This window comes from Calothrix sp. CCY 0018, from assembly GCF_963920925.1.
Lineage (GTDB): Bacteria > Cyanobacteriota > Cyanobacteriia > Cyanobacteriales > Nostocaceae > Rivularia.
In genome coordinates this window covers 23,121-44,834 of sequence record NZ_CAWUDI010000062.1, presented here as the reverse complement: position 1 = coordinate 44,834, position 21,714 = coordinate 23,121, and the positions used below count along the sequence as shown (strand labels likewise).

Genomic DNA, 21,714 nt, shown 5'->3' with positions numbered 1-21,714 from the left:
GGAATTTTGAGCATCTTGGTGTTGAGATAAACCTGCTTGTAAATCCCCTAAACTTTGTAAAGCGAATCCTTTATTATTCTGAGCCAAAATATCATCGGGAGCGCGACTGAGTACTTGATTGTAGGAAACAATTGCTTGTGTGTAGGAATTTTGAGCATCTTGGTGTTGAGATAAACCTGCTTGTAAATCCCCTAATCTTTGTAAAGCTAATCCTTTATTATTGTGAGTAATAATTAAATCGGGAGCTATTCTGAATACTTGATTGTGGGATTCAATTGCTTGATTATAGGAATTTTGAGCATCTTGGTGTTGAGATAAACCTGCTTGTAAATCCCCTAAACTTTGTAAAGCTAATCCTTTATTACCGTGAGCCAAAATATCATCGGGAGCGCGACTGAGTACTTGATTGTAGGAAACAATTGCTTGTGTGTAGGAATTTTGAGCATCTTGGTGTTGAGATAAATCTGCTTGTAATTCACCTAATCTTTGTAAAGCTAATCCTTTATTATTGTGAGTAATAATTAAATCGGGAGCTATTCTGAATACTTGATTGTGGGATTCAATTGCTTGATTATAGGAATTTTGAGCATCTTGGTGTTGAGATAAACCTGCTTGTAAATCCCCTAAACTTTGTAAAGCTAATCCTTTATTACCGTGAGCCAAAATATCATCGGGAGCGCGACTGAGTACTTGATTGTAGGAAACAATTGCTTGTGTGTAGGAATTTTGAGCATCTTGGTGTTGAGATAAATCTGCTTGTAATTCACCTAAACCTTGTAAAGCGATTCCTTTATTAACGTGAGCATTTATATCATCGGGAGCTATTCTGAGTACTTCATCGAAGGATTCTATCGCTTGTTGATATTCTTGCTCTGCTTGCTGATGTTGAGCTAATGTCTTGAAGTAATCACCTTCTGCTTGTGACACTCTACCTAATTGAAAATCGCTTGGAATAATTAACTCATTCCTAATTTCTAATAAAACCCGACATCGATCGTAGCGACTTAATTTTAATGCTTTATCAAACTCCTCCACCCATTCTTCAACACCCCGCTGCCAATCCAAACGGTTAGCATGATAAATTGCTTCTGCGACTTCTCCTTTTCCCCGATAATATTTCTCTAATACCTCATGGGCTTGTCGAGTAGTTTGGCTATCTCCCTCATAATCCAAGCGTCGTAGCAAGTCATGAATGCGATACCAATCTTCACCTTGCTCTTGCGTTTCCCAAACAAAAGAAAATTCTGTCAAAACATCAAAACTAGGCTTGCTAGCTTGAAATTTCAATTCTTTTCCTAATAATTCGTAAATATCATAATTAAAACTACGACAAGCACTTAAAGTGTGTACTGCATATTCAATTTCTCTGTCTACATATTTCAGCAGAAGGTTAATTAATTGCTTGGCTTTCTTTCCAAAATCAGCAGTTATATCAAGTTGATTTAGCCCTTGCTTCCCTTGCAAAATCACATCCGCACACAAACCCAATAAAAACGGATGAACTTGATTTTCCCTAGCGCTAGCATAATCAATCGCACTCTGTTGAAAATCTTGATTACTAATTCCCGCTCTGCGTAGATACTCGCGAGCATCTGTTTGTGCAAGATGATTTACTAATTGAATATCCAAATGCTCTAGAGAAATTGGATATTCATCAGCATTTTGCCAACGGGGTATTTCTCTCCCCGCAACTACTACTACAATCCCATGTGAAAATTCCAATTCTGCCAAAAAATATCGCAGCCACCTATCTTGTTGAAAATAGCGATAATCTGCAATATTTCGCTGATTTCCCCAAAAAGCTTCGTGAGTATCAAAAAACAATACAAGTCTTTCAGGTGAATCTTTTTGAGACATCGCTGAATTTAAATCTTGAGCTAGCAATCTTGGTAATTCAAAAATTAATTCGGTGTCAATATCCAGAACCCGAATTTCTTCGATAGCTTCTTTTTTCAGCCCTCGCTGCTGCAATAATATATATTTGTTTTTACCAAATCTTTTTAAAATGACGTTAAGCACTGCACCAGACATTTCTCCCCAAGATGTGTTACTTATAGTATCGAGAATTTGCATTGTAAGTTCAAATTCTTCTTCGGGAAAAAGTTCTTTCCATCTATCTTTTGAGAGTTGACGTTTTTGATGCAGATACCAAACGCAAGCAAAATCAAACAGAGGAAAACGCAACTTATATTTTAATTTCTTCGCCTCAATGCCAATATTTCGCCGCAACATCAACAACCCGTAAAATACATCTTGGGGTTTATCTTCACCGATGGGTGCTAATCCAAAATCGTGTAAAACTGCTGGTACTCGATCAAAATCATTAGTATTATTAGGAATTGCAATATTGTTAGCTAATAGTTTTAAATCTTTTTGACGCAGTATTTCTTGCCATTTTTCTGTATGAAATCGATTGCAACATTTTGTCCTTAAATACTTTAATAACAGAGATTTACCATTCCCACCATCACCGTAAATATACTGTATTTTTTCTTCTACTGGGTCGTTATTAATGCATTCTGCGAAATATTTGATTAAATGATGTCGGTCGATAAATAATTGTAAAGCGCGATTTCCTTGAGAGTCTGATACTTGTTTCTTATTTATGCTCATACCAATAGCGATTTGATAGTAGTGGTATTTAGGTAAATACTAACAAATTCATTTTGGTTTAACTCCTTGAAAAATAGCAAAGATTAAATTCCGAAAATAGCAATTCGTATCTTGTAGCTTAATAGTTACTACTATTTTATTAAATTCTTAATGCAAATCAAAATATTGGGAGACGTTGCACTGTGCACGCCGTCTCTACACTATTAATATGTATTTACTTAAACCCACGCAGGTGGGTTTTGCCTGTGTAGCAGCGATTTCAATCGCCAAGTATTCTTAAAATATATAACCCATCCAGGAGCATATCCCAACGTGCAGCCAGATTTACTCGGTTTAGAAATTACTAAAGGTGAATTAAGACGCTTGACGGGTGTAGATTCAGAAGATGTATTTCGTCCTTCAATTCTAAATAATCGCGAAAAACGATTTGGTTTTTTCATGAACGAAGTTATTACAGCCCTTGCGTTAACTCCTATTGTTGTCGGTTTTATTTATGCATTTATTATTTTACCTATAATTGGTTCTGAAATTATTATCGGATTAGCATTGTTAGCTTTAGTACCAGTATTGGTGATATTAGCGCGGTGGTTGTGGCGAAAAAAAACCTGTCCGAAATCGCTTACAAAACTTCTTGATGAAGTTGATGAATATCACGAAGTTATCCAAGCCATAGATATTAACGACCAATTAGATACAGCGGGAAATACGCAAAGTAATATTAATGACAGAGACAAAGTTATTGCAGCATTACAGCTAATTCGAGAAGATTTGGTACGCGCTTTGAAAACAGAACGAATTTTACGGGATAATAAAAAGTTACTTGCTAGCAATCAAGATTTATTTGTAAATAATTTAGCCAATCTGCAAGCTTTGCAAGTTAGTACGGAAGCTGGGGAATACGCTCAACTTCTCAATCAATCATTGCAGATAGCCGTTGATGTTCAATCTCAAATAAGAAAATTACAGTCGCCCAGATGATTTAATGTGACTAAGAATATGACTGAAAAACCAAAAATAATTGTTCTCGATGACGATCCCACGGGTTCGCAAACAGTCCACGGTTGCTTGCTACTTATGCAGTGGGATGTGGATACTTTGCGTTTGGGCTTAAAAGATGATTCGCCAATTTTCTTTGTTTTAACTAATACTAGGGCGTTAACTCCAGAAAAAGCTGCATCTGTGACTAAAGAAGCTTGTCATAACTTGAAATTGGCATTGGATGCCGAACAAATCAAAGATTTTCTAGTTGTTAGTCGTAGTGACTCAACTTTACGGGGACATTATCCAATTGAAACTGATGTTATTGCTGAAGAATTAGGCCCTTTTGATGCTCATTTCTTGGTACCGGCATTTTTTGAAGGGGGACGTATAACTCTGGAGGGCGTACATTATTTAATGATGCAGGGTGCCCCCGTTGCAGTTCATGAAACCGAATTCGCTCGCGATTCAGTATTTGGATACAATCATAGTTATTTACCTAAATATGTAGAGGAAAAAACCCAAGGACGTATTAATCACGATTCAGTAGAAAGATTTTTACTTGATGACATTCGTGGTGGTAGTCTGGAACGGTTGATGAAGCTTAGCGGAAATCAATGTGGTGTAGTTGATGGTGAAACGCAAGCTGATTTAGATAAGTTTGCTGAAGATATATTAACGGCAGCGAGTCAGGGAAAACGCTTTTTATTCCGTTCTGCTGCGAGTATTTTAACCGCTTTGGCTGCACTACCTCCTCAACCAGTTTCCCCAGAAAACATGGCTGAATACGTAATTACGGGTAAACCGGGAGCGATAATAGTTGGCTCTCATGTCAAAAAAACTACCGAGCAACTCGAAGTACTTTTACAAGCAAAAGGTATTGTCGGAATCGAAGTAGATGTAGCCAAGTTACTTGATAAGGAGAATCAATCTGCTACACTGCTAACCGATATACTCAAAAAAGTTAGTGAGGCACATAATGCTGGTAATACACCAGTAGTTTATACCAGCCGTCAGGAATTAACTTTTGAGGATATTGATACGCGATTGCAATTTGGAGTAATGGTTTCCAACTTATTAATGGATGTTGTGCGGAATTTACCTAACGATATCGGATTTTTAATTAGTAAGGGAGGTATTACTTCTAACGATGTTTTAAGTAATGGTTTGGCTTTGAAAACAGCGCGTTTACTCGGTCAAATTCTCGCTGGTGTTTCAATGGTGCGTACTCCAGAGAATCATCCCCAGTTTCCTAATTTACCAGTGGTGCTGTTTCCAGGTAATGTTGGTGATGCAGATGCTGTCTCTACCGTTTACCAAAGGTTAAGTAAAAATTTAAAGTGAGGTTTAACAATTTAAGATTTTAATTACAATTCTCGATCTAAAAGGTTTAAAAATTGCTTAATGTCCGCATTATGGGTGGTGTTGCATGACGAACGATTCAGCTATTCCAGATTTTAATTCTGATAATGGTGTTTCTCAAACAGATTCCCAGCAGTCTCACGAAGAATCTGCTGCGATTGAGGATGATTTATCTAATCAAAATGATGTAGAGGAAAATTTTGTCCATTTTATTTCTTCAACTTCAAATTTTAATCGCAACTTAGAAGAAACTACTGTTATTTCCGATCAAAAGTTAGATTCCGAGCAAACAGAAACCCTAGAAAATTCTGCCGTTGAAGAAACTACTGTTATTTCCGAACAAAAATTAGATTCCGAGCAAACAGAAACCCTAGAAAATTCTGCCGTTGAGGAAACTACTGTTATTTCCGAACAAAAATTAGATTCCGAGCAAACAGAAACCACCGAAAATTCTGCTGTTGAAGAAACAACTGTTATTTATGATGAAAAGTTAGACTCCGAGCAAATAGAAACTGTTGAAAAGACGAATCCTGTTGAGCAACCAATTAACGATCGCATAAGCATTGATATTCCGTTGCTAGAAAATGCGATCGCAGCGAATCAAAAAATACAGGTAGAAATCAGAAGCGAAAAAGATAGATTGGTACTAACTTTACCAACTTTAACCGAAGCTTCTGTCTCGGAGTATAGCTGGTCAGAAATTTGGCAACAAATGAAACTGCGGCTTTTAGCCCAGAAACGCTTCTTTTCCTCAAAGATAAGCGTACATTTGATTACACACGACCGTTTACTTGATAGCAGACAGCTACAAGACATTGCCGATACCTTAAGCGAATTGTCTTTACAGCTAAAATCCGTTGGTTCCAGTCGTCGTCAAACTGCGATCGCGGCTGCGGGTGCTGGTTATTCTGTAGAACAATTGCAGCCAAAAACCGCTTTTTCGTTTGGATCTTATAAGGCTAACTTACCCCCAGCAGAACCACTTTACATGGAAACCACCGTGCGTTCTGGTGTAGAAATTCGTCATAGAGGTAGCGTAATTATCTTGGGAGATGTAAATCCTGGTGGTATTGTAGTCGCAGATGGCGATATTCTAATTTGGGGTCGCTTGCGTGGGGTTGCTCATGCGGGTGCCCAAGGTAACAGCGAATGCACAATTATGGCTTTACAAATGGAACCAACCCAGTTGAGAATTGCCGATGCTTTGGCTAGGGCACCAGAAAAAACGCTGACGCAAAAGACTGCTGAAGTTGCGTATATTACAACACAAGGAATCCGCATCACCAATGCTAATGATTTTTCTCGCAAATCAATTAACGCCGGTTAAATCATTTCTTCGATAATTACCATTACAGCGAACGGGGAACAGGGAACAGTGAACAGTGAACAGGGAATAGGGAATAGGGAATAGGGAATAGGGAACAGTTGAATGAAGGTGATTTCAACTTTCTTTGTTTTACTGGTAACTGATAACTGATAGCTGGTAACTGATAACTGGTAACTGATAACTGTTAACTGAATTATATTTTGCAATGCCATCACGAGCGTTTTCGTAATCATGACTCGAATTGTTGTCATTACCTCCGGTAAGGGAGGGGTAGGAAAAACCACTACTACAGCCAATCTTGGCATGGCTTTAGCCAAACTAGGTCGTCAAGTTGCATTAGTTGACGCTGATTTTGGTCTGCGAAATTTGGATTTGTTGTTGGGACTTGAAAACCGCATTGTTTACACTGCGCTGGAAGTTTTGGCTAGGGAATGCCGTTTGGAACAAGCCTTAGTCAAAGATAAGCGACAACCCAATTTAGTGCTGCTACCTGCGGCACAGAATCGCACCAAAGAAGCTGTCACCCCCGATCAAATGAAGCTACTGGTTAATGCTTTAGCGCAGAAATATCAGTACATCATTATCGATAGCCCCGCTGGAATCGAAATGGGGTTCAAAAATGCGATCGCGCCAGCAAACGAAGCTTTAATTGTCACAACTCCGGAAATAGCAGCTGTCCGTGATGCCGATCGGGTAGTTGGGTTATTAGAAGCACAAGGTGTCAAGCGCATTCACTTAATTATTAACCGGATAAAACCCGCAATGATTCGGTTAAATGATATGATGTCTGTGCAGGATGTCCAGGAACTTCTAGCAGTACCTTTAATTGGGGTAATTCCCGACGACGAGCGGGTAATTGTTTCTACCAACCGTGGCGAACCTCTGGTTTTATCGGAAAATCCTTCTTTAGCTGCCACGGCTTACGATAATATTGCTCGTAGATTAGAAGGGGAAACGGTAGATTTTATTGATTTTGACTCGTCCCAAGACAGCCTATTTTCCCGCCTCCGAAGGTTATTGTGGACAAAAATTATTTAATTAAACCCAGTATGCGCTCATAGGGCTGCAATGATTCTTGAACTTTTAGAACGACTTTTTCGCAGTAAGGATAATAGTCGCAATGACGTTAAACGTCGCCTGCAATTAGTTATTGCTCACGATAGGGCGGATTTAAGCCCTCAAACGATCGAAAAAATGCGGCAAGAAATTCTCGAAATTGTTTGTCGCTACGTGGAAGTTGAAGCTGATGGCTTGGAGTTTTCTTTGGAAAGCAACCAGCGCACAACAGCTTTGATTGCCAATGTACCTATTCGTCGAGTCAAACATTCCGCTACGGAGTCGGAAACAGGTGAAAAAAAATCTGAGTAATTTTATATTTTTCATAGGGCATAGGGCATAGGGCATTGAGAATAGAAATTCACTACTGAACTTTTTCTATGAGTGTTATTTGCTATGCCCGTTTTTAATATTAGGATTTACGCCTTATTTTATGAAAAAATGAGTATTTCAGACATAGAGTCGAACCCAATCCCCCAAATTTATTCATGGAGTTCCTTTTAGTTGCAAAGTGGTGTAATTTTTGATGCCCTATGCCAATGCCCCATGCCCCATGCCCCATGCCCAATTCCCAATAATGAAAAATCCCGTTTTAGCATCTACTAGAACGGGATTACTTAAATTATTTTAAAGCTCGTTAACTTATTGATAAGCAACTTGCGGCCCAGCCCAAACATCAGTAGTCTCTCTACCAAAGGTGGTAGGCTGGTCTACTTCTGGTGTAGCAACTATTGTACCATCATTGGCAACTGTAATTGTCGGCCAAATTTCTTGACCCATTTCTCCAGCCTGGAATACTACATTATCAGGTGTGTTTTTACTCCAACCTAATAAAATCGCAATATCATGCTGATGACTCTTTTGAGAAGGAGCAACTGTATTGGCGTGGTTTTTCTGACGATTCCAGATAAGTGCTTGATCTGTAGCATGAGCGGTATTGAATAAACCTTCAAACTTGCGTGCTAGAAAACGCTCGCCATTTTCCGACCAGCCAACAGGAACCAATACGCCGATTTTTCCTGGAATTTGACTAGCTTCACCCCGCATTTCCCTAGCTTTAAGTAAAGGATCTACTAAAGCAGAAGTCGATGCAACAACCTTCAAATGATTATTTGTTCTATCTTCCACAAACAACACGCTGCTAACGCGGCTTTTATGCATTTGCGGTTTAACTTCTAACTTTACGCGGCTGTAAATAGAATAACGACCATCTGGAGATATTACGGGTGCGCTACGGTAATAACGTACTCCCGAACCACTCTTGGAACTTACAGCTTCTTGAGTAGCCGTTATCCATTTCCAGGGAAGCGGATGAGGGCTTCCAATTGGATCTTGCTGCGATAATTCCGATGGATCTGGTTCTTCGCTTACAGGCGCGTCAGTCGGTTCGGGAATCAAATTTCTCCTCAAAGCGACTACTTTAGTTTCCTTAAGCGACTTAGCAGGCGCTAATTTAGCTACTAAAATATCTTTTTTTGAAGATTGGCTTTTTGCAGCTTTTAAACGCTGTGCCAACTTAATTCCACGGGCAGGAATTTTTTCTGATTCTAATATTTTCTGCGATTCTAGTTCAGGATTACTAGCAGGAGGGGCAAGTTCAACTTCTTTAAATGGATCTTCATCTATAGAAGAAGAATTATTGAAAGATGTTACTTCTTTTTCTCCAGTTAAAGTCTCTACTGTTAAAGACTCTACTACATAAGTCGGCTGTTTAATATGAGGCTCGACAACCGCAGCCAATTTTGTTGACTCAGAATTATCTTCTGGGATCAAAATTTTGACAGTTTCTGGTTGTGCTAGTTTGTATTCGCTAGCAATCGGAACTTCTATTAATACCTCGTCCAACTCTGGCATATCGGCAGTAACTTTAGTTGCTTGCGATCGATGAGCCGAACTCGAATGTGCTGATGCTCCGACTAAAGGCGCAATCAGAACTACCACTAATACGTACTTGAGGAATGGTTGCATGCGGAACCATCCCGAAAATAAAAGATGTTTGAGCATTTGTTGGTTGACTCTCTAGAGGGCGGTTGCTGTGGGAGGAGCAATGCCGAGCGGCAATGGGGGAGGCTATCTTTTATATGTATAACAGGGAACTTAGGATTTTGCGAGAACCACTACTTTAATTTCGCATAATTCACAAAAGTAAAGTATCCTTTTTTACTCATTGTCTAAACTATAGTTTAGACAAATTTAGACAAATTACGATTGAAATTTTATTAACCGTGAGCAACAATATTGTTGCCTAAGTATAAAAACCTAAAAATGACAACAAAACCCAATACTAGGTCAAAAAAATTAAATTAGCGACAACAGACTCGCTCTTTCTGAAAAGTAACTACACCGAACTGAACGTAACCGAAATAACTTTATACAGATATTAGAAGTAGAATACTAGGTGTTAAATACCTAATTTTTATTTAACTTCAACACTTCAAACACCGATTCCGGTGATGATGTAAAATATCTGAAAAATATAGGAACATAAATTTCAAGCCGTATTACAGTGAAACACGTATGAGTTTCAATTGCAACAGTAGAAGTAACCAGAACAACATAGAAAACTTAGCTACAGATGCTTAGTTTTCTTCCAAGTAATAAAGATATTTGATTTTTAATATTTGACTTACTCAACGTAATTATAGTCTATAGATTTACTAGTGCAACTACCATTTGACCTATCCTTAAAAAACTTATAGATAGTGTTAATACCTACAATGAAGACGTTAGCCGTGTTGAAAAAGATGAAAGTAATATTTTTTGGGACTCCTCAATTCGCCGTTCCCACCTTAGAACAATTGCTCGCTCGTTCAGACTTTGAAGTACTTGCAGTTGTCACTCAGCCAGATAAAATTAGGGGACGTGGTAAAAAGATTACACCATCTCCCGTGAAAAGCGTTGCTCTGACACATGATTTACCCGTGTGGCAACCGACTCGAATCAAAAAAGATGAATTGACTTTAAATCAATTAAAGGAAATGGATGCGGATGTATTTGTGGTAATTGCTTACGGACAAATTCTCTCGCAAGAAATTCTAGATATGCCGAAAATTGCTTGCATCAACGTGCATGGCTCGATTTTACCGAAATATCGCGGTGCAGCGCCGATTCAATGGTGTTTGCACAATGGAGAATCAGAAACCGGCAACACCACCATGTTAATGGATGCAGGCATGGATACCGGCGCAATGTTATTAAAAGCTATTACACCCATTGGATTGCTTGATAATTCCCACGAGTTAGCAGAGAAATTAGCATCAATGGGTGCAGATTTGTTAGTAGAAACACTGATAAAGCTGCAAAACAAAGAAATTGAACCGACTACTCAAGATAATTCCCAAGCAACTTATGCACCTTTGATCAAAAAATCAGATTACCATTTGGATTGGTCGAAGAGTGCCATACAGTTACACAATAAAATTCGGGGTTTTTATCCCAACTGTGTCGCCACATTTCGCAATCAATCAATCAAAATTACCGCTACCGCTCCCCTTGAAGAGGACTATTTAGGGCGATTACCGCAATTACAGCAAGAAATACAAGATAAGTTGCCAGATTCCTACAGCTTGTTAGGTAAACCAGGAGAAGTTGTCAGTATTGTTAAAAATATAGGAGCAATCGTACAAACCGGGAATGGTTTATTGTTATTACGAGAAGTACAGCTACCTGGCAAACGTCCCCAGTCGGGATGGGATTTTGTCAACGGTACCCGTTTAACTGTGGGAGAAGAATTAGGGAATGTGAGTTAGGAGTTAGGAGTTAGGAGTTAGGAGTTAAGAGCTAAGAGTTAAGAGCTAAGAGTTAAGAGTTAGGAGTTAGGAGTTGAGAGTTGGGAATTATTACAAGGAAATTTATAAAGGTAGAATTAACATTATTTATTTTCCCAATCCCCAATTCCCAATGCCCAATTACCTATTACCAATTACCTGTTCAAAATATTTGCAACCTTCACAAGGGCCAACCGGATTAATTGCACAGCGGATAATTTCTGAAAGAGCGTTGTAAGTACAGTTGGCGTTACCAATCACCCAATGTCCGTTGACTAAAGTTTGTTCATCTGGTCTTTTTGCTAACTGTACGTAAATCGCGATCTTGTGCAGTGCATAACGTCCTTCTTTTAACTGGTAGCGGTGGTGACGCTCTAAAACTGCGTAGGTTTTACCTTTTAAGTCAATATAGTTTCCAGGTTGTGGTGTCCAATTAAGTTTTATGTTGCCTAGAGACTGATGCTCGGAGGTTAAAATTACTTCTGTGACTAGTGAATCTGGCTCCATGCTGTAGTGAATTGGTTGACATCAATAGGATGTTAGCGCAAATATTTACACACTCAAAATAAACAAACCCGATATCTTTGAGATACCAGGTTTAAGAATGATAATTTATTTGCTTAGTTATTTAAAATAGGATTTTTTACTTTGCATTTTGCCGATTAACTAAGAAAACGCTGTTGTAAAGCTCTAAAATAGGCTTTGATTGGAATTTGATAAACTTCTACGAATAGCCAAATGATAATTGTTAAATGAGAAAAAAATGTCAGTATCGTCCAAATGTAAGGAACCCAAGATAAAGGAGTATTTGGATCTGGAGGAAAATTATAGGCAACTAGTGCAATTAAACTGGTGGGAAGAAATACAAACGCTATTGTCGCTAAGATATAACCCCAGCCAAATTCAACTCCTTCTAAATGAGCCTCAGTCCAGTAAAAGCCGTTCCAGCGCCAAATTAAGGGGGGTTCCCGCGAAGGCATTTTTAGCTGTTGTTGCTCTAAGTTGACGGTAAAAATTTGATGGCAAAAATCACAAGACATTGCCTCCATTAAAGGCATATTTTGGACTTTTCCTACTCTACATACCGGACAAGGGTAAACTCCTTTATAATCTAATGGAGTATCTAAGTTTTTGGAATTTGGGATTTTAAACATCAGTTTTGGGTCTAAACAGATAATGGTTTCCCTTCACAGTTTTTGTGCAACTAAGGGACAAGAATAACGAAATAATCGCATATATTTATAATTTTAATTACTTTTGGTGTTACTGTCTTCGGTATCAACATTGATGCAACGGTTTGTCCTAAAACTTTGAATAAAATTACGCTTCTTTTAGATTTAATAACAAATTCCGTTTTTAGTTTTTAGTTTAAGGTGGTCGATCCTAAGTTAATTTTACTTCTATCATAAAAACTTTTTATCAATTGCATATTGTTACTTATCTCAATTTTTTTTCACAAATAAATCAAGTAGAGAAAAATAATGTTTAAACCAGTTTCTACAGAAGTTTGGAGAGAGACTATTTTTCATTTCAAGCTTCGGGAATAATTTGTAGGGTTTACTTCATATGTGATACTTTTTATTTCAATTTAACAGGATAGGAACTGTGTATAGGGTTCAGAATTAACTTATTTTAGTAGCTGGTTTTTAATCGGTTGATTTTTTGCCATGAAACGCTTACTAGCTGGGCACTTATTAATCAGTTACCATGTTTGTTTGGTGATGCCTGTGGCTTATAAATGATTGCGGAAGCCAATTTGACGAAGGAAAACGAGGTGCAGATGGAAAATTATTGCAAGTATGTTTACTTTAAAGAGAAAATTATCTCGAACAATGCCAAACTGGCAGCAATATCTTATTTAAACTATCAACTATGATGAAGTTTCTTTGAAGCCGTCACTTATAACTCATGTGCGATCAAAAAAAACTTACGCAACCAATCTTTAATGTAGAGGTATTGGTGTTACGTAAGTTAAAATTTGATGATATTTCAATCGCAAAAATATATAAGAACTTTATTTAGAGCATTTAATAATACTGCTCATACACTGCTAGTTTAGATAATAATTGTTCATAAGTCATATGGGTAACTATAGGAGTTACAACATTAGCTATTGATTTTTCTACCGAATGCAAAACCCTATTCAAAGCATCTAATACTCTTGCAATCAGCATTTTCTGCTGTATTACTGACTTTGCTTTACAAGCTGCTTTGATATTTTTAATGACTTTACTCATAGAAGAGGCTGCATTCGGAATGCTAGCTCGATATAGTGCTTCTCTAGCTGATTCCAAAAACCAAAATACAGTAGTGAAATCATGTATTTCCACTTTCAGTGGAGAATTTTCTAATGGTTTCATAACATCCACAGCATCTTTAAGATGAATAACGGCTTTTTGCAAGTCTTCAAGCTCAATTTCAGCTTCAGACATTTTGGAAATCCACAACCAGCTTAATTTATGATCGGCAATCATATTGGCTGGTTTTGCTAAGTAATTGACAATTTTTACAAATTTTATCTTCATATTGGAAAGAATGCGCAGTGGTACTTAATTAAACACTAATAATTACAATTTACGTATATTTACTAAGGTTACGAAAGCTGACTTTAGCTTATACCAGTTTATCTGAAAGAAAATACAATTCATGAAGAAGTAATAAAAAGCACTATTATTTTTATGAAATTTACATAAATATGATTAATTTTTGACTTGACAGATCAATTTTTCTGAGCGTTTTCTACTCAGGTAAATTAAAACTGCAAATAATTAGCAGCAGGCTATTTTTATATACAGACTTGTATAGTGTGTTTACGGAAGATTTAACATCAAACAAAGCTTTTACTAAAGCATAATTTTTCTCTGTAGGCAATTTAATACAAGTAATATTCGTTAGTTAAAGCACTACTTCGGGTTAGGACATTCTTCTGTTCCCCGTTCCCTTTTAAGCAAAATATAATGTCCCAACCTATATGCTTACTGCTATAAGATTTAGTCAAAAATTATAGGACTTACGCAACCGCAACAGTAAGTTAAGCATTCCAGACGCTTAGATCCCCCCAACCCCCCTTTTTAAGGGGGGCTTGCGTAAGTAAAAAATTAGTAAAAAAAAGATGGGCATTAAAGCCCATCCAATATCAAATTAGAATTTAATTCAAGTTCTAATTCAAGTTCTAATTCAAGTTCTAATCCAAGTTCAGAATTAAATTAGGTTCCAGTAGTCCAAGAATTCATGTACTCAATCTGTGCTGAAGTTAAAGTATCAATTTTGATACCCATTGCTTCTAACTTCAAACGAGCAATGTCTTTGTCTACATCTTCAGGAATTGAGTACAAGCCGGGTTCGAGCTTACCTTTATTTTTAACTAGGTATTCACAAGCCAAAGCTTGGTTTGCAAAGCTCATGTCCATTACGGCGCTGGGGTGTCCTTCGGCTGCCGATAGGTTAATCAAACGTCCTTCACCAAGGACAATAACTGATTTACCATTAGGCAACTTGTACTCTTGAGTGAAATTGCGAACTTCCTTGACTTCTTTGGCTTTAGCACCCAAGGATTTGAGGTCAATTTCAATGTCAAAGTGACCGGAATTACAAACCATCGCGCCGTCTTTCATGACATCGAAATGTTCGGGGCGAATTACGTGCTTGTTACCAGTAACGGTGATAAACAAATCACCGTGAGATGCTGCTTCTGCCATTGGCAAAACGCGGAAACCATCCATTACTGCTTCAATAGCTCTGATGGGGTCAACTTCAGTAACGATGACGTTACCGCCCATGCCTCTAGCTCGGAGTGCAGCACCTTTACCGCACCAGCCGTAACCAGCAACAACAATGCACTTACCAGCTAATAGAACGTTGGTAGCGCGGATAATTCCATCAAGGGTTGATTGTCCGGTACCGTAGCGGTTATCGAAGAAATGCTTGGTGTCAGCGTCGTTAACGTTCATTGCGGGGAACGATAGCACGCCGTCATTCAACATTGCACGCAAGCGAACAATTCCAGTTGTGGTTTCTTCGGTGGTACCGATGATATCGGAAAGTTGATTTTTGCGGTCTTTAACTAAAGTCGCAACTACATCAGAACCGTCATCAATAATGATGTTAGGACGGTGATCTAAAGCAATTTCAACGTGGCGCTTATAGGTTTCATCATCTTCGCCTTTGATAGCAAAGATCGGAATTTCATGGTCTGCGACGAGACTTGCTGCTACGTCGTCTTGAGTTGATAGGGGATTGCTAGCAATTAACAGTGCATCAGCACCACCAGCTTTGAGCGCGATCGCCAAATGTGCTGTTTCGGTTGTGATATGAGAACAAGCTACTAAACGGATTCCTGCGAATGGCTTTTCTTTGGCAAAGCGATCGCGAATCTGTTTTAACACAGGCATTTCGCGTCCAGCCCATTCGATCCGTTGTCTTCCCAAAGCAGCTAGGCCGAGGTCTTTAACCTCGTGCTTTAATCTGGGAGTTGTTGCAGTCATTAAATACTTCCTCTTTTAATTAAAAATGTTGCATCCGGTTGCATCCAACAAGACGCACTCTACTAGATTAGAACAAGTCTGGCAAATAAAGACGATGATTTAGTTCTATTTTGGAAATTACATATGGTTTTCAACTAGTTCTTTGCTTGTTTATATGTATCGCATATCACAATTAGATATCCAACTCGATTAAAACTCGCCTATCGATAGGTACATTTGCAGAAACTATTTGCCAGGATATATATCGGCTAGATTCTGAGAATGAGAAAAGGAGGTATCAATTGCGCTATCGATTTATTGTTATTGCTTTATGTACGTTATTGATAATTGTGGGGATTGATGCCAAGGTTGGGATGGCACAAGTTCCTTTTTTACCTCAAGTACAAACACCTTCGCTAAATATTAGAAATTTAGAAAGCAAAGTTGTTAGTAGTTGGGTTTATTTAGATGGTCGGCGTTTGTTTCAAATAGCTGCTCCAAGGGGAAGTATTAATGAGCGTTTGCAAGATATAAACAAAAAACTGGCTGAAATTCGCAACAATTACCTGCGCTCGAATGATAGCAAGCTTAATGTAGAGGCTCGGACTTTAAACGGATTACCAGTAATTTATGTCAACGATCAATATCTTTTAACTGTCACCCAAGAAGATGCCAAATTAAGACAGGTTCAGCCTCAAATTTTGGCTGCTAATCTTGAGCAAGAGATTGAAGATAGTTTAAAACAAGCCAAGCGGGAGCGACGACCTGAATTTATTATTAATCAAAGTAAAATAGCTGTGGCTATTGGTGTGGGGATGATTCTAAGTAGTTGGGGAGTCTGGTACTTCTCGCGTCGTTCCAAACGAAATTTTATGTTAAAGCCACTGACTTCAGATGTACGAGTAGTTAAACCAATTACAACACAACTGAAACATCAGCAAAATCGGCATATTTTAGAAGTCAAGCGACGATTTTTTCAGCTAACTCAGGCTGCTATTTGGACTGGCGGGACTTTAATAATACTGAGTTTATTTCCCTACACGCGAGCAATTGAAGTGGCAATTATCGCTGCCCTACGAATTCCTTTAAGGTTGGGTGTTGTAGGAGTGGCAACTTATGTCGCTGTTCGCCTCACCTATCTCTTAATTGACCGTTTTACTTCTGCTTTTGTTAAAAGCAGTACTTTAATAACTCCAGAAACTTCTGAAAGACTACAACTACGAGTTTCTACCTTTTCTGGTGTTTCAAAAAGTATTACTGCATTCCTGTGGCTGGCAGTTGGTATTTTGCTAACTTTAACAGTCTTAGGAATAGATATCATTCCCTTGTTAGCCGGTGTAAGTTTGGTCGGTGTTGCTCTTTCCCTGGCTTCCCAAAGCTTAATTAAAGATGCAATTAACGGCTTCTTAATTATTGTCGAAGACCAGTATGCTTTGGGTGATGTAATTACAGTAGGTGACGTAGGGGGATTGGTAGAAAATCTCAACTTACGGATCACCCAGGTACGCGATGCAGAAGGACGCTTGATTACGATTCCCAATAGTGAAATTAAAATAGTTGCCAACCTTTCAAGTCGCTGGTCCCGTGCCGATTTGACCATTCCCATCGCTTATCAAACCGATATTGAGGAAGCTTTGAAGCTAATTGAAACTGTAGGTTTAGATATGGATCGAGATGCGCGATGGGATCATCAAATTATCGAACCACCTCAAGTTTTAGGAGTCGAAAACTTTGGCGATCGCGGTTTGGTAATTCGCGTTTGGATTAAAACCCAACCTCTCAAACAATGGGATGTAGCCAGAGAATATCGTCGTCGTATTAAAGTTGCCTTCGATAAAGCCGGAATAAGCATTCCCGTATTACAACAATCGGTTTGGCTTAATTCACCAAATAATTAACAGTTAACTGTTCTTGAGAGAAATATTAAAGTAATTCGTAGTTACAAGTACTACGAATTACTTAGTGTAGCTGGGCGCGGATGCGCCATATTATTAATTATTTAGTCGGATTGTTAATTTAATATCTGGTGGTTGTTCCTGTAGCACCAGTTCCGGTAACATCGTTAGGGTCGCGATAAGCTACTGTGTCATTACGTTTCTTGCGACCTCCTAATCCTGCTAGTCCAAGTAAACCTAATAAGCCTAACCATCCCCAGTCAAAGCCGTCATCTTCTTGAACGGTGACTGTTCTATTGGTATCTGTATCTAAATTTCCCGTTTGAGCAGAAGCAGAAAGCGATAAAGGTAAAGCGGCTAAACTGATAGCGAAGGCACTAGCACAAACAGTCTTAGATAAATTGCTAAACTTCATGGTAATTTCCCTTTAAGGTTTTGACGATAAAAACGATACTTTCGACGGAATCAGCTAGTCCAAGGACTGGGGAATGCTAATGGCACTAACCCTAAGCACTTTTTATTGCGTCAGCCACAACCCAAGGAGTACTAACAAACACAATAGATGTTATCGTTTTGTCTTTACTCTCACTGTAGGAATAAACTCGTCTCATACTTTAGCAACAAGCTTTTTTTCAGTTTCAAGTCTTGATAATTGCGAAAAACTAAACAATCAAAAGTCTTTTGACTAAAATCGTCTATTTTCTATGGGGAACTTTACCTACTCCTAAAGAAAAATTGCTATTTTAGTACAAATGAACTAAAATATAGGGAATGGCGATATAAAAGCCTTCGAGACAATTAATATTTAAATATTGGATATTTTCGTATGGTTAAGCACTTTATTCTGAGTATCAACCCAACAGCCAAGCACGAGTGGGATAGATGTATATTGCGCGATGTGCTTAGTTCCAAGCGTCCGGATATTGCCAAGTTAATCGCAGAAGCGGTTGATGCTGATGGAGGTAATTATTTGATAAGCGTAAATATTGACATAGAAGTTTTGCAGAAGGAAAAAGCACCCTCAGCCGAACAATTACAGTTTTCATTTCCGGAAGCATCACAAAAGCCCCAGTTGCGAGAAGCAGCATGAGGGAGATGGGGAGATCGCACAGCCACTGCGTTGGGCGGGTTCCCCGACAGTCAGGCAAGTGGCGCAACCCGTTCACCCCCAAGGGTGCGGCTCAGGGGGAGATGGGGGACAAGGGGACAAGGAGAAAGAGTTAGGAGTTAGGAGTTAAGAGTTATGAATTCTACCCTCTCTACCCGCTCTACCCCATCCCTAACTGCTCACTGATAACTGTTCTAGTAGTTGAGCGATTTGCCGATCAATATTTGCGACATGAAATCTTTGGCTGGCGCTATTTCGTGCTTCTTGTGCAATAGCGTCAGTTTTTTGTTTGTCTTGAATGCAGGTGTTTATAATTTCGGTAAGTTCTGAGGGATTTCCCGGAGTGGCTAAAAAGCCATTTATACCGGGTTCTACTAACTCAACTGCACCACCGGATGCTGCTGCAACTACGGGTGTTCCGGATAGCATGGCTTCTACGATGACTCTTCCAAAAGGTTCTGGAGAAGTAGAAGTATGTGCTACTAAGTCACAAGCCGCCATCAGTAGGGGAATATCGTTACGAAAACCTAAGAATTTAACTCGGTTTTGTAGTTTTAATTGATCAATTTGTTGATGTAGCTGTTTGACGTAATCTTGTTCGCCAAATAAAGCATCTCCAACTAAAATTACCGTGACTTCTGACGGACATTTTGCGAGTGCTTCAATTAATATATGCTGTCCTTTCCAAGGTGCAAGTCTACTAAAATGTCCGACGATAAATTTATCTTCTAGTTCTAATTTTTGTCTAACTTGCTGAATTTCTGTTTCGTTATTTATATATTTTTGCGGGTCAAAACCGTTGTAAACTATTTCTACTAATTCGGCTTTTCCTCCGGCTTCGATAAAGGCTTTTTTACTAGCTTCGGAATTAACAATAACTAACGATGCGCGATTTGCTAAAGCTACCGAAATATTGCGGTTGGTTTTACTAAAGTGTTCTGGTGAAAGAATATCGTGTAGGTGAAATACCAAAGGGCGACGGCTGAAAAAGCTAGCGATTGCGCCAACTACTAATGCTTTTTGAGTATTAGCGTAAATTAAATCGTAGTTTCGGGCAATTTTTACAACTTTGGCAATCAAGGGTGCAAGTTGAGTAATACTTGCTAATCCTTGACTAAAAGAACTTTCTTTTTTTACCTGTATAGTTTTATCTGTTAAAACCTGTACGGGAATATGATTTTTTGCTAATAAATCCTTAAAAGAACCATCCGCAAATAATCCTACCAAGCAATCATTTTGATACGGTTTGGCAATATCTATTAAACATAATTCGGCACCGCCGGGTTTACCGCTTTGATCTAAAAATAAGATTTTCATGTTTTATAATTGGGCCGAAGGGCATTGGGCATGGGTAGAGAAGGTAGAAATTATAATTCTTAATTCTTAACTTCTAACTCCTAACTCCTAACTATTTATCTCCCTCTACCTTGTTTCACCTAAGATAACCTTTCTTACCTCTTGGGCGATTTTATCCCAATCGAAGTTGTTAACCGCATATTCCCGACATTCTTCTCGTGAAGGTTTGGTTATTTCCCCGCTAAATACCTGTTCTAATTTCTTAGCAATCGCGCTTACTTCAGTAGAATCCGTAATTAAATCGGGTGAAAATTGTTCGAGAATTTCTGGCATTCCACCTACGGGGGTACAGATAACGGGGGTGCCGCAAGCGAGAGATTCTACTATTGCTAAACCAAAGCCTTCAAAAGATTGTGAAGGCATTATCGATAAATCTGCTGCTTGGTAAGCTACTGGTAAAAGTTCGTCGGGTAGAAAACCTAAAAATTTAACGTTGTCTTCAAGTCCCAATTCCGTAACCTGTTGGTGTAAGCTGGTTTGTAACGGCCCTCTTCCGGCGATCGCCAAATAGATATCGGGAATTTTTGGTTTAATTTGAGCTATGGCTGTGAGTAATTTATCAAGTCCAACACGATGTACTAAACGTCGAGATGTAAATATAGTTGGACGTTCGCAAGACCATCCTAACTTGGTACGTGCTTCTTGAATAGATAAGTCGGGTTTGAAATGATTTATATCTACTCCGCCGGGGATTATATGAATTTTTTCCCAGGGAATTTGGTATTTATGATGCAGAATATTACCGAATGCTTTGCTTAAAACAATGAAGCGATCGCAGCGTTTATAAGTTCTTTTTTCTACTAAGGATTTTTTGAGCAAAGCCGTAATGTTATCAACCCCTTCTTCCTGAGATTCGGATGCCCAAGGACCGTGAAAATTAAAGGTTATTGGCACATCTGCGGGGATTAAGTCTAATATTGGCAGACTATATAAAGCAAAATGCAAGTTTACTGCATCTGGCTTAGTTATTCTAGTTTTTTTAAAGTTATTCCTCACCCTCCACAATCTTTGCAATATGCTCGTATCGGGTGCGGCTAAATTTGTCATTTTGATGGGTAGATTGGTTTCATCTTCGGGTAAACCAACCCCACATAGTTCCACTTGGTCTTTATTTGAGGCTAGTCTGTGTGTAAGTTCGTAAACATACCTTTCTAAGCCTCCAGGGGTTTTAGGAAACCAACCCAAACCCAAACAAAGTATTGATGCGGACTTCATAGAGGTATAATTTGCTTCGTTACATATCACTTTTGCTGTTTCCATACAATTAATAAAATTATCTTTGAACTTTTAACTTGATATCTATTAAACCCGAATTAACTGGTTTATTCACTATCTATATATATCGTTACGAGGATATAATCCGTCTTCTTCTAACTTGTTGACACCTCTTTTTACCTGTTTTGTGGAGAAACTATAATTCTATCGAATAACGCATATGATTAATTATGACGGTTATAAATGATTAATATTTAGCAATTAATGACTTTGAAGCTATTTACAATAAATATATTTTACAATCAACACTATGTAATATATGCTACTTTTTGCCTTCTAGAGCTAATATTATCTATTGTTATATTGCATATTGAAAATAATTAATTCCTATTTAAAAATCTTGTGTTATTTTGATGAATTTTATGTAAAACAAATACAAGATTTGCAATTAATCATTATCCTTGTTGATGAAAGCTGAATTGCAAAGTTATTGCCGTACATGAAGTATAAGATATTTGGAGGGAAGAAATATAAGATTTTTATTATTTTTATTTATTTCTCATATAAACTTTTA

General features: G+C 38.2%; 17 protein-coding genes. 8 read left to right on the top strand and 9 right to left on the bottom strand.

The window, feature by feature from the left end; all coding sequences use genetic code 11:
- Window positions 1-2,613: tetratricopeptide repeat protein (locus ACM03V_RS30700; RefSeq protein WP_414624599.1), on the bottom strand; the 2,613-nt coding region annotated here is incomplete at its 3' end.
- A 312-nt stretch (window positions 2,614-2,925) separates the two neighbouring features.
- Here ACM03V_RS30700 and ACM03V_RS30695 point away from each other — a divergent pair.
- The 5 genes from ACM03V_RS30695 to minE all read left to right on the top strand — a co-directional run bounded on the left by ACM03V_RS30695 (window position 2,926) and on the right by minE (window position 7,648).
- The gene (locus ACM03V_RS30695; RefSeq protein WP_414624598.1) at window positions 2,926-3,591 is read left to right on the top strand and encodes a hypothetical protein; all 666 of its coding nucleotides are present in this window, start codon (window positions 2,926-2,928) and stop codon (window positions 3,589-3,591) included.
- Window positions 3,592-3,609: 18 nt separating this feature from the next.
- Window positions 3,610-4,935, top strand: coding sequence for a four-carbon acid sugar kinase family protein (locus ACM03V_RS30690; RefSeq protein ID WP_414624597.1), 1,326 nt, complete (start codon window positions 3,610-3,612; stop codon window positions 4,933-4,935).
- Window positions 4,936-5,020: 85 nt separating this feature from the next.
- On the top strand, window positions 5,021-6,280 hold the full coding sequence (minC, locus tag ACM03V_RS30685; protein ID WP_414624596.1) for a septum site-determining protein MinC: 1,260 nt from the start codon (window positions 5,021-5,023) through the stop codon (window positions 6,278-6,280).
- A 231-nt stretch (window positions 6,281-6,511) separates the two neighbouring features.
- Complete coding sequence (gene minD, locus ACM03V_RS30680; protein ID WP_414624595.1) at window positions 6,512-7,318, top strand: septum site-determining protein MinD; 807 nt, start codon at window positions 6,512-6,514, stop codon at window positions 7,316-7,318.
- A 30-nt stretch (window positions 7,319-7,348) separates the two neighbouring features.
- Window positions 7,349-7,648, top strand: coding sequence for a cell division topological specificity factor MinE (gene minE / locus ACM03V_RS30675; protein ID WP_414624594.1), 300 nt, complete (start codon window positions 7,349-7,351; stop codon window positions 7,646-7,648).
- Window positions 7,649-7,978: 330 nt separating this feature from the next.
- Here minE and ACM03V_RS30670 read toward each other — a convergent pair whose 3' ends face one another.
- Complete coding sequence (locus tag ACM03V_RS30670) at window positions 7,979-9,304, bottom strand: hypothetical protein (RefSeq protein WP_414624593.1); 1,326 nt, start codon at window positions 9,302-9,304, stop codon at window positions 7,979-7,981.
- A 776-nt stretch (window positions 9,305-10,080) separates the two neighbouring features.
- Between ACM03V_RS30670 and fmt the strand changes: the two genes are divergently transcribed.
- The gene (gene fmt / locus ACM03V_RS30665; RefSeq protein ID WP_414624601.1) at window positions 10,081-11,085 is read left to right on the top strand and encodes a methionyl-tRNA formyltransferase; all 1,005 of its coding nucleotides are present in this window, start codon (window positions 10,081-10,083) and stop codon (window positions 11,083-11,085) included.
- 159 nt (window positions 11,086-11,244) lie between these two features.
- On the opposite strand, the gene ACM03V_RS30660 is transcribed toward fmt, so the two are convergent.
- The 4 genes from ACM03V_RS30660 to ahcY all read right to left on the bottom strand — a co-directional run bounded on the left by ACM03V_RS30660 (window position 11,245) and on the right by ahcY (window position 15,587).
- Window positions 11,245-11,610 carry a DUF6464 family protein gene (locus ACM03V_RS30660; RefSeq protein ID WP_414624592.1) on the bottom strand — a complete coding sequence of 122 codons (366 nt, stop codon included), beginning with the start codon at window positions 11,608-11,610 and terminating at the stop codon, window positions 11,245-11,247.
- Between the two features lie 155 nt (window positions 11,611-11,765).
- Window positions 11,766-12,248, bottom strand: coding sequence for a hypothetical protein (locus ACM03V_RS30655; RefSeq protein ID WP_414624600.1), 483 nt, complete (start codon window positions 12,246-12,248; stop codon window positions 11,766-11,768).
- Window positions 12,249-13,130: 882 nt separating this feature from the next.
- A complete protein-coding gene (locus ACM03V_RS30650) occupies window positions 13,131-13,577 on the bottom strand; it encodes a hypothetical protein (RefSeq protein WP_414624591.1) in 447 nt (148 codons plus the stop codon).
- A gap of 732 nt (window positions 13,578-14,309) precedes the next feature.
- Complete coding sequence (gene ahcY, locus ACM03V_RS30645; protein WP_414624590.1) at window positions 14,310-15,587, bottom strand: adenosylhomocysteinase; 1,278 nt, start codon at window positions 15,585-15,587, stop codon at window positions 14,310-14,312.
- Window positions 15,588-15,868: 281 nt separating this feature from the next.
- Between ahcY and ACM03V_RS30640 the strand changes: the two genes are divergently transcribed.
- The gene (locus ACM03V_RS30640; RefSeq protein WP_414624589.1) at window positions 15,869-17,464 is read left to right on the top strand and encodes a mechanosensitive ion channel family protein; all 1,596 of its coding nucleotides are present in this window, start codon (window positions 15,869-15,871) and stop codon (window positions 17,462-17,464) included.
- Between the two features lie 118 nt (window positions 17,465-17,582).
- Here the strand turns inward: ACM03V_RS30640 and ACM03V_RS30635 are convergent, their stop codons facing one another.
- Window positions 17,583-17,876: a WGxxGxxG family protein gene (locus tag ACM03V_RS30635; protein WP_414624588.1), complete on the bottom strand. Its 294-nt coding sequence runs from the start codon at window positions 17,874-17,876 to the stop codon at window positions 17,583-17,585.
- Window positions 17,877-18,287: 411 nt separating this feature from the next.
- Here ACM03V_RS30635 and ACM03V_RS30630 point away from each other — a divergent pair, with 411 nt between their 5' ends.
- Complete coding sequence (locus ACM03V_RS30630; protein WP_414624587.1) at window positions 18,288-18,551, top strand: hypothetical protein; 264 nt, start codon at window positions 18,288-18,290, stop codon at window positions 18,549-18,551.
- 189 nt (window positions 18,552-18,740) lie between these two features.
- On the opposite strand, the gene ACM03V_RS30625 is transcribed toward ACM03V_RS30630, so the two are convergent.
- Together ACM03V_RS30625 and ACM03V_RS30620 are read right to left on the bottom strand one after the other, a co-directional pair.
- Window positions 18,741-19,886 carry a glycosyltransferase family 4 protein gene (locus ACM03V_RS30625; protein ID WP_414624586.1) on the bottom strand — a complete coding sequence of 382 codons (1,146 nt, stop codon included), beginning with the start codon at window positions 19,884-19,886 and terminating at the stop codon, window positions 18,741-18,743.
- Window positions 19,887-19,991: 105 nt separating this feature from the next.
- On the bottom strand, window positions 19,992-21,185 hold the full coding sequence (locus ACM03V_RS30620) for a glycosyltransferase family 4 protein (RefSeq protein ID WP_414624585.1): 1,194 nt from the start codon (window positions 21,183-21,185) through the stop codon (window positions 19,992-19,994).
- Between the last annotated feature and the right edge of the window lie 529 nt (window positions 21,186-21,714).

What these genes read in the sequence shown, in the direction of transcription:
- ACM03V_RS30690 (WP_414624597.1), top strand. Translation starts at nt 3,610, where the DNA reads ATGACTGAAAAACCAAAAATAATTGTTCTCGATGACGATCCCACGGGT.
- ACM03V_RS30630 (WP_414624587.1), top strand. Translation starts at nt 18,288, where the DNA reads ATGGTTAAGCACTTTATTCTGAGTATCAACCCAACAGCCAAGCACGAG.
- ACM03V_RS30620 (WP_414624585.1), bottom strand. Translation starts at nt 21,185, where the DNA reads ATGGAAACAGCAAAAGTGATATGTAACGAAGCAAATTATACCTCTATG.
- ACM03V_RS30660 (WP_414624592.1), bottom strand. Translation starts at nt 11,610, where the DNA reads ATGGAGCCAGATTCACTAGTCACAGAAGTAATTTTAACCTCCGAGCAT.
- minE (WP_414624594.1), top strand. Translation starts at nt 7,349, where the DNA reads ATGATTCTTGAACTTTTAGAACGACTTTTTCGCAGTAAGGATAATAGT.
- minD (WP_414624595.1), top strand. Translation starts at nt 6,512, where the DNA reads ATGACTCGAATTGTTGTCATTACCTCCGGTAAGGGAGGGGTAGGAAAA.
- ACM03V_RS30670 (WP_414624593.1), bottom strand. Translation starts at nt 9,304, where the DNA reads ATGCAACCATTCCTCAAGTACGTATTAGTGGTAGTTCTGATTGCGCCT.
- ahcY (WP_414624590.1), bottom strand. Translation starts at nt 15,587, where the DNA reads ATGACTGCAACAACTCCCAGATTAAAGCACGAGGTTAAAGACCTCGGC.
- minC (WP_414624596.1), top strand. Translation starts at nt 5,021, where the DNA reads ATGACGAACGATTCAGCTATTCCAGATTTTAATTCTGATAATGGTGTT.
- ACM03V_RS30635 (WP_414624588.1), bottom strand. Translation starts at nt 17,876, where the DNA reads ATGAAGTTTAGCAATTTATCTAAGACTGTTTGTGCTAGTGCCTTCGCT.
- ACM03V_RS30650 (WP_414624591.1), bottom strand. Translation starts at nt 13,577, where the DNA reads ATGATTGCCGATCATAAATTAAGCTGGTTGTGGATTTCCAAAATGTCT.
- ACM03V_RS30625 (WP_414624586.1), bottom strand. Translation starts at nt 19,886, where the DNA reads ATGAAAATCTTATTTTTAGATCAAAGCGGTAAACCCGGCGGTGCCGAA.
- fmt (WP_414624601.1), top strand. Translation starts at nt 10,081, where the DNA reads ATGAAAGTAATATTTTTTGGGACTCCTCAATTCGCCGTTCCCACCTTA.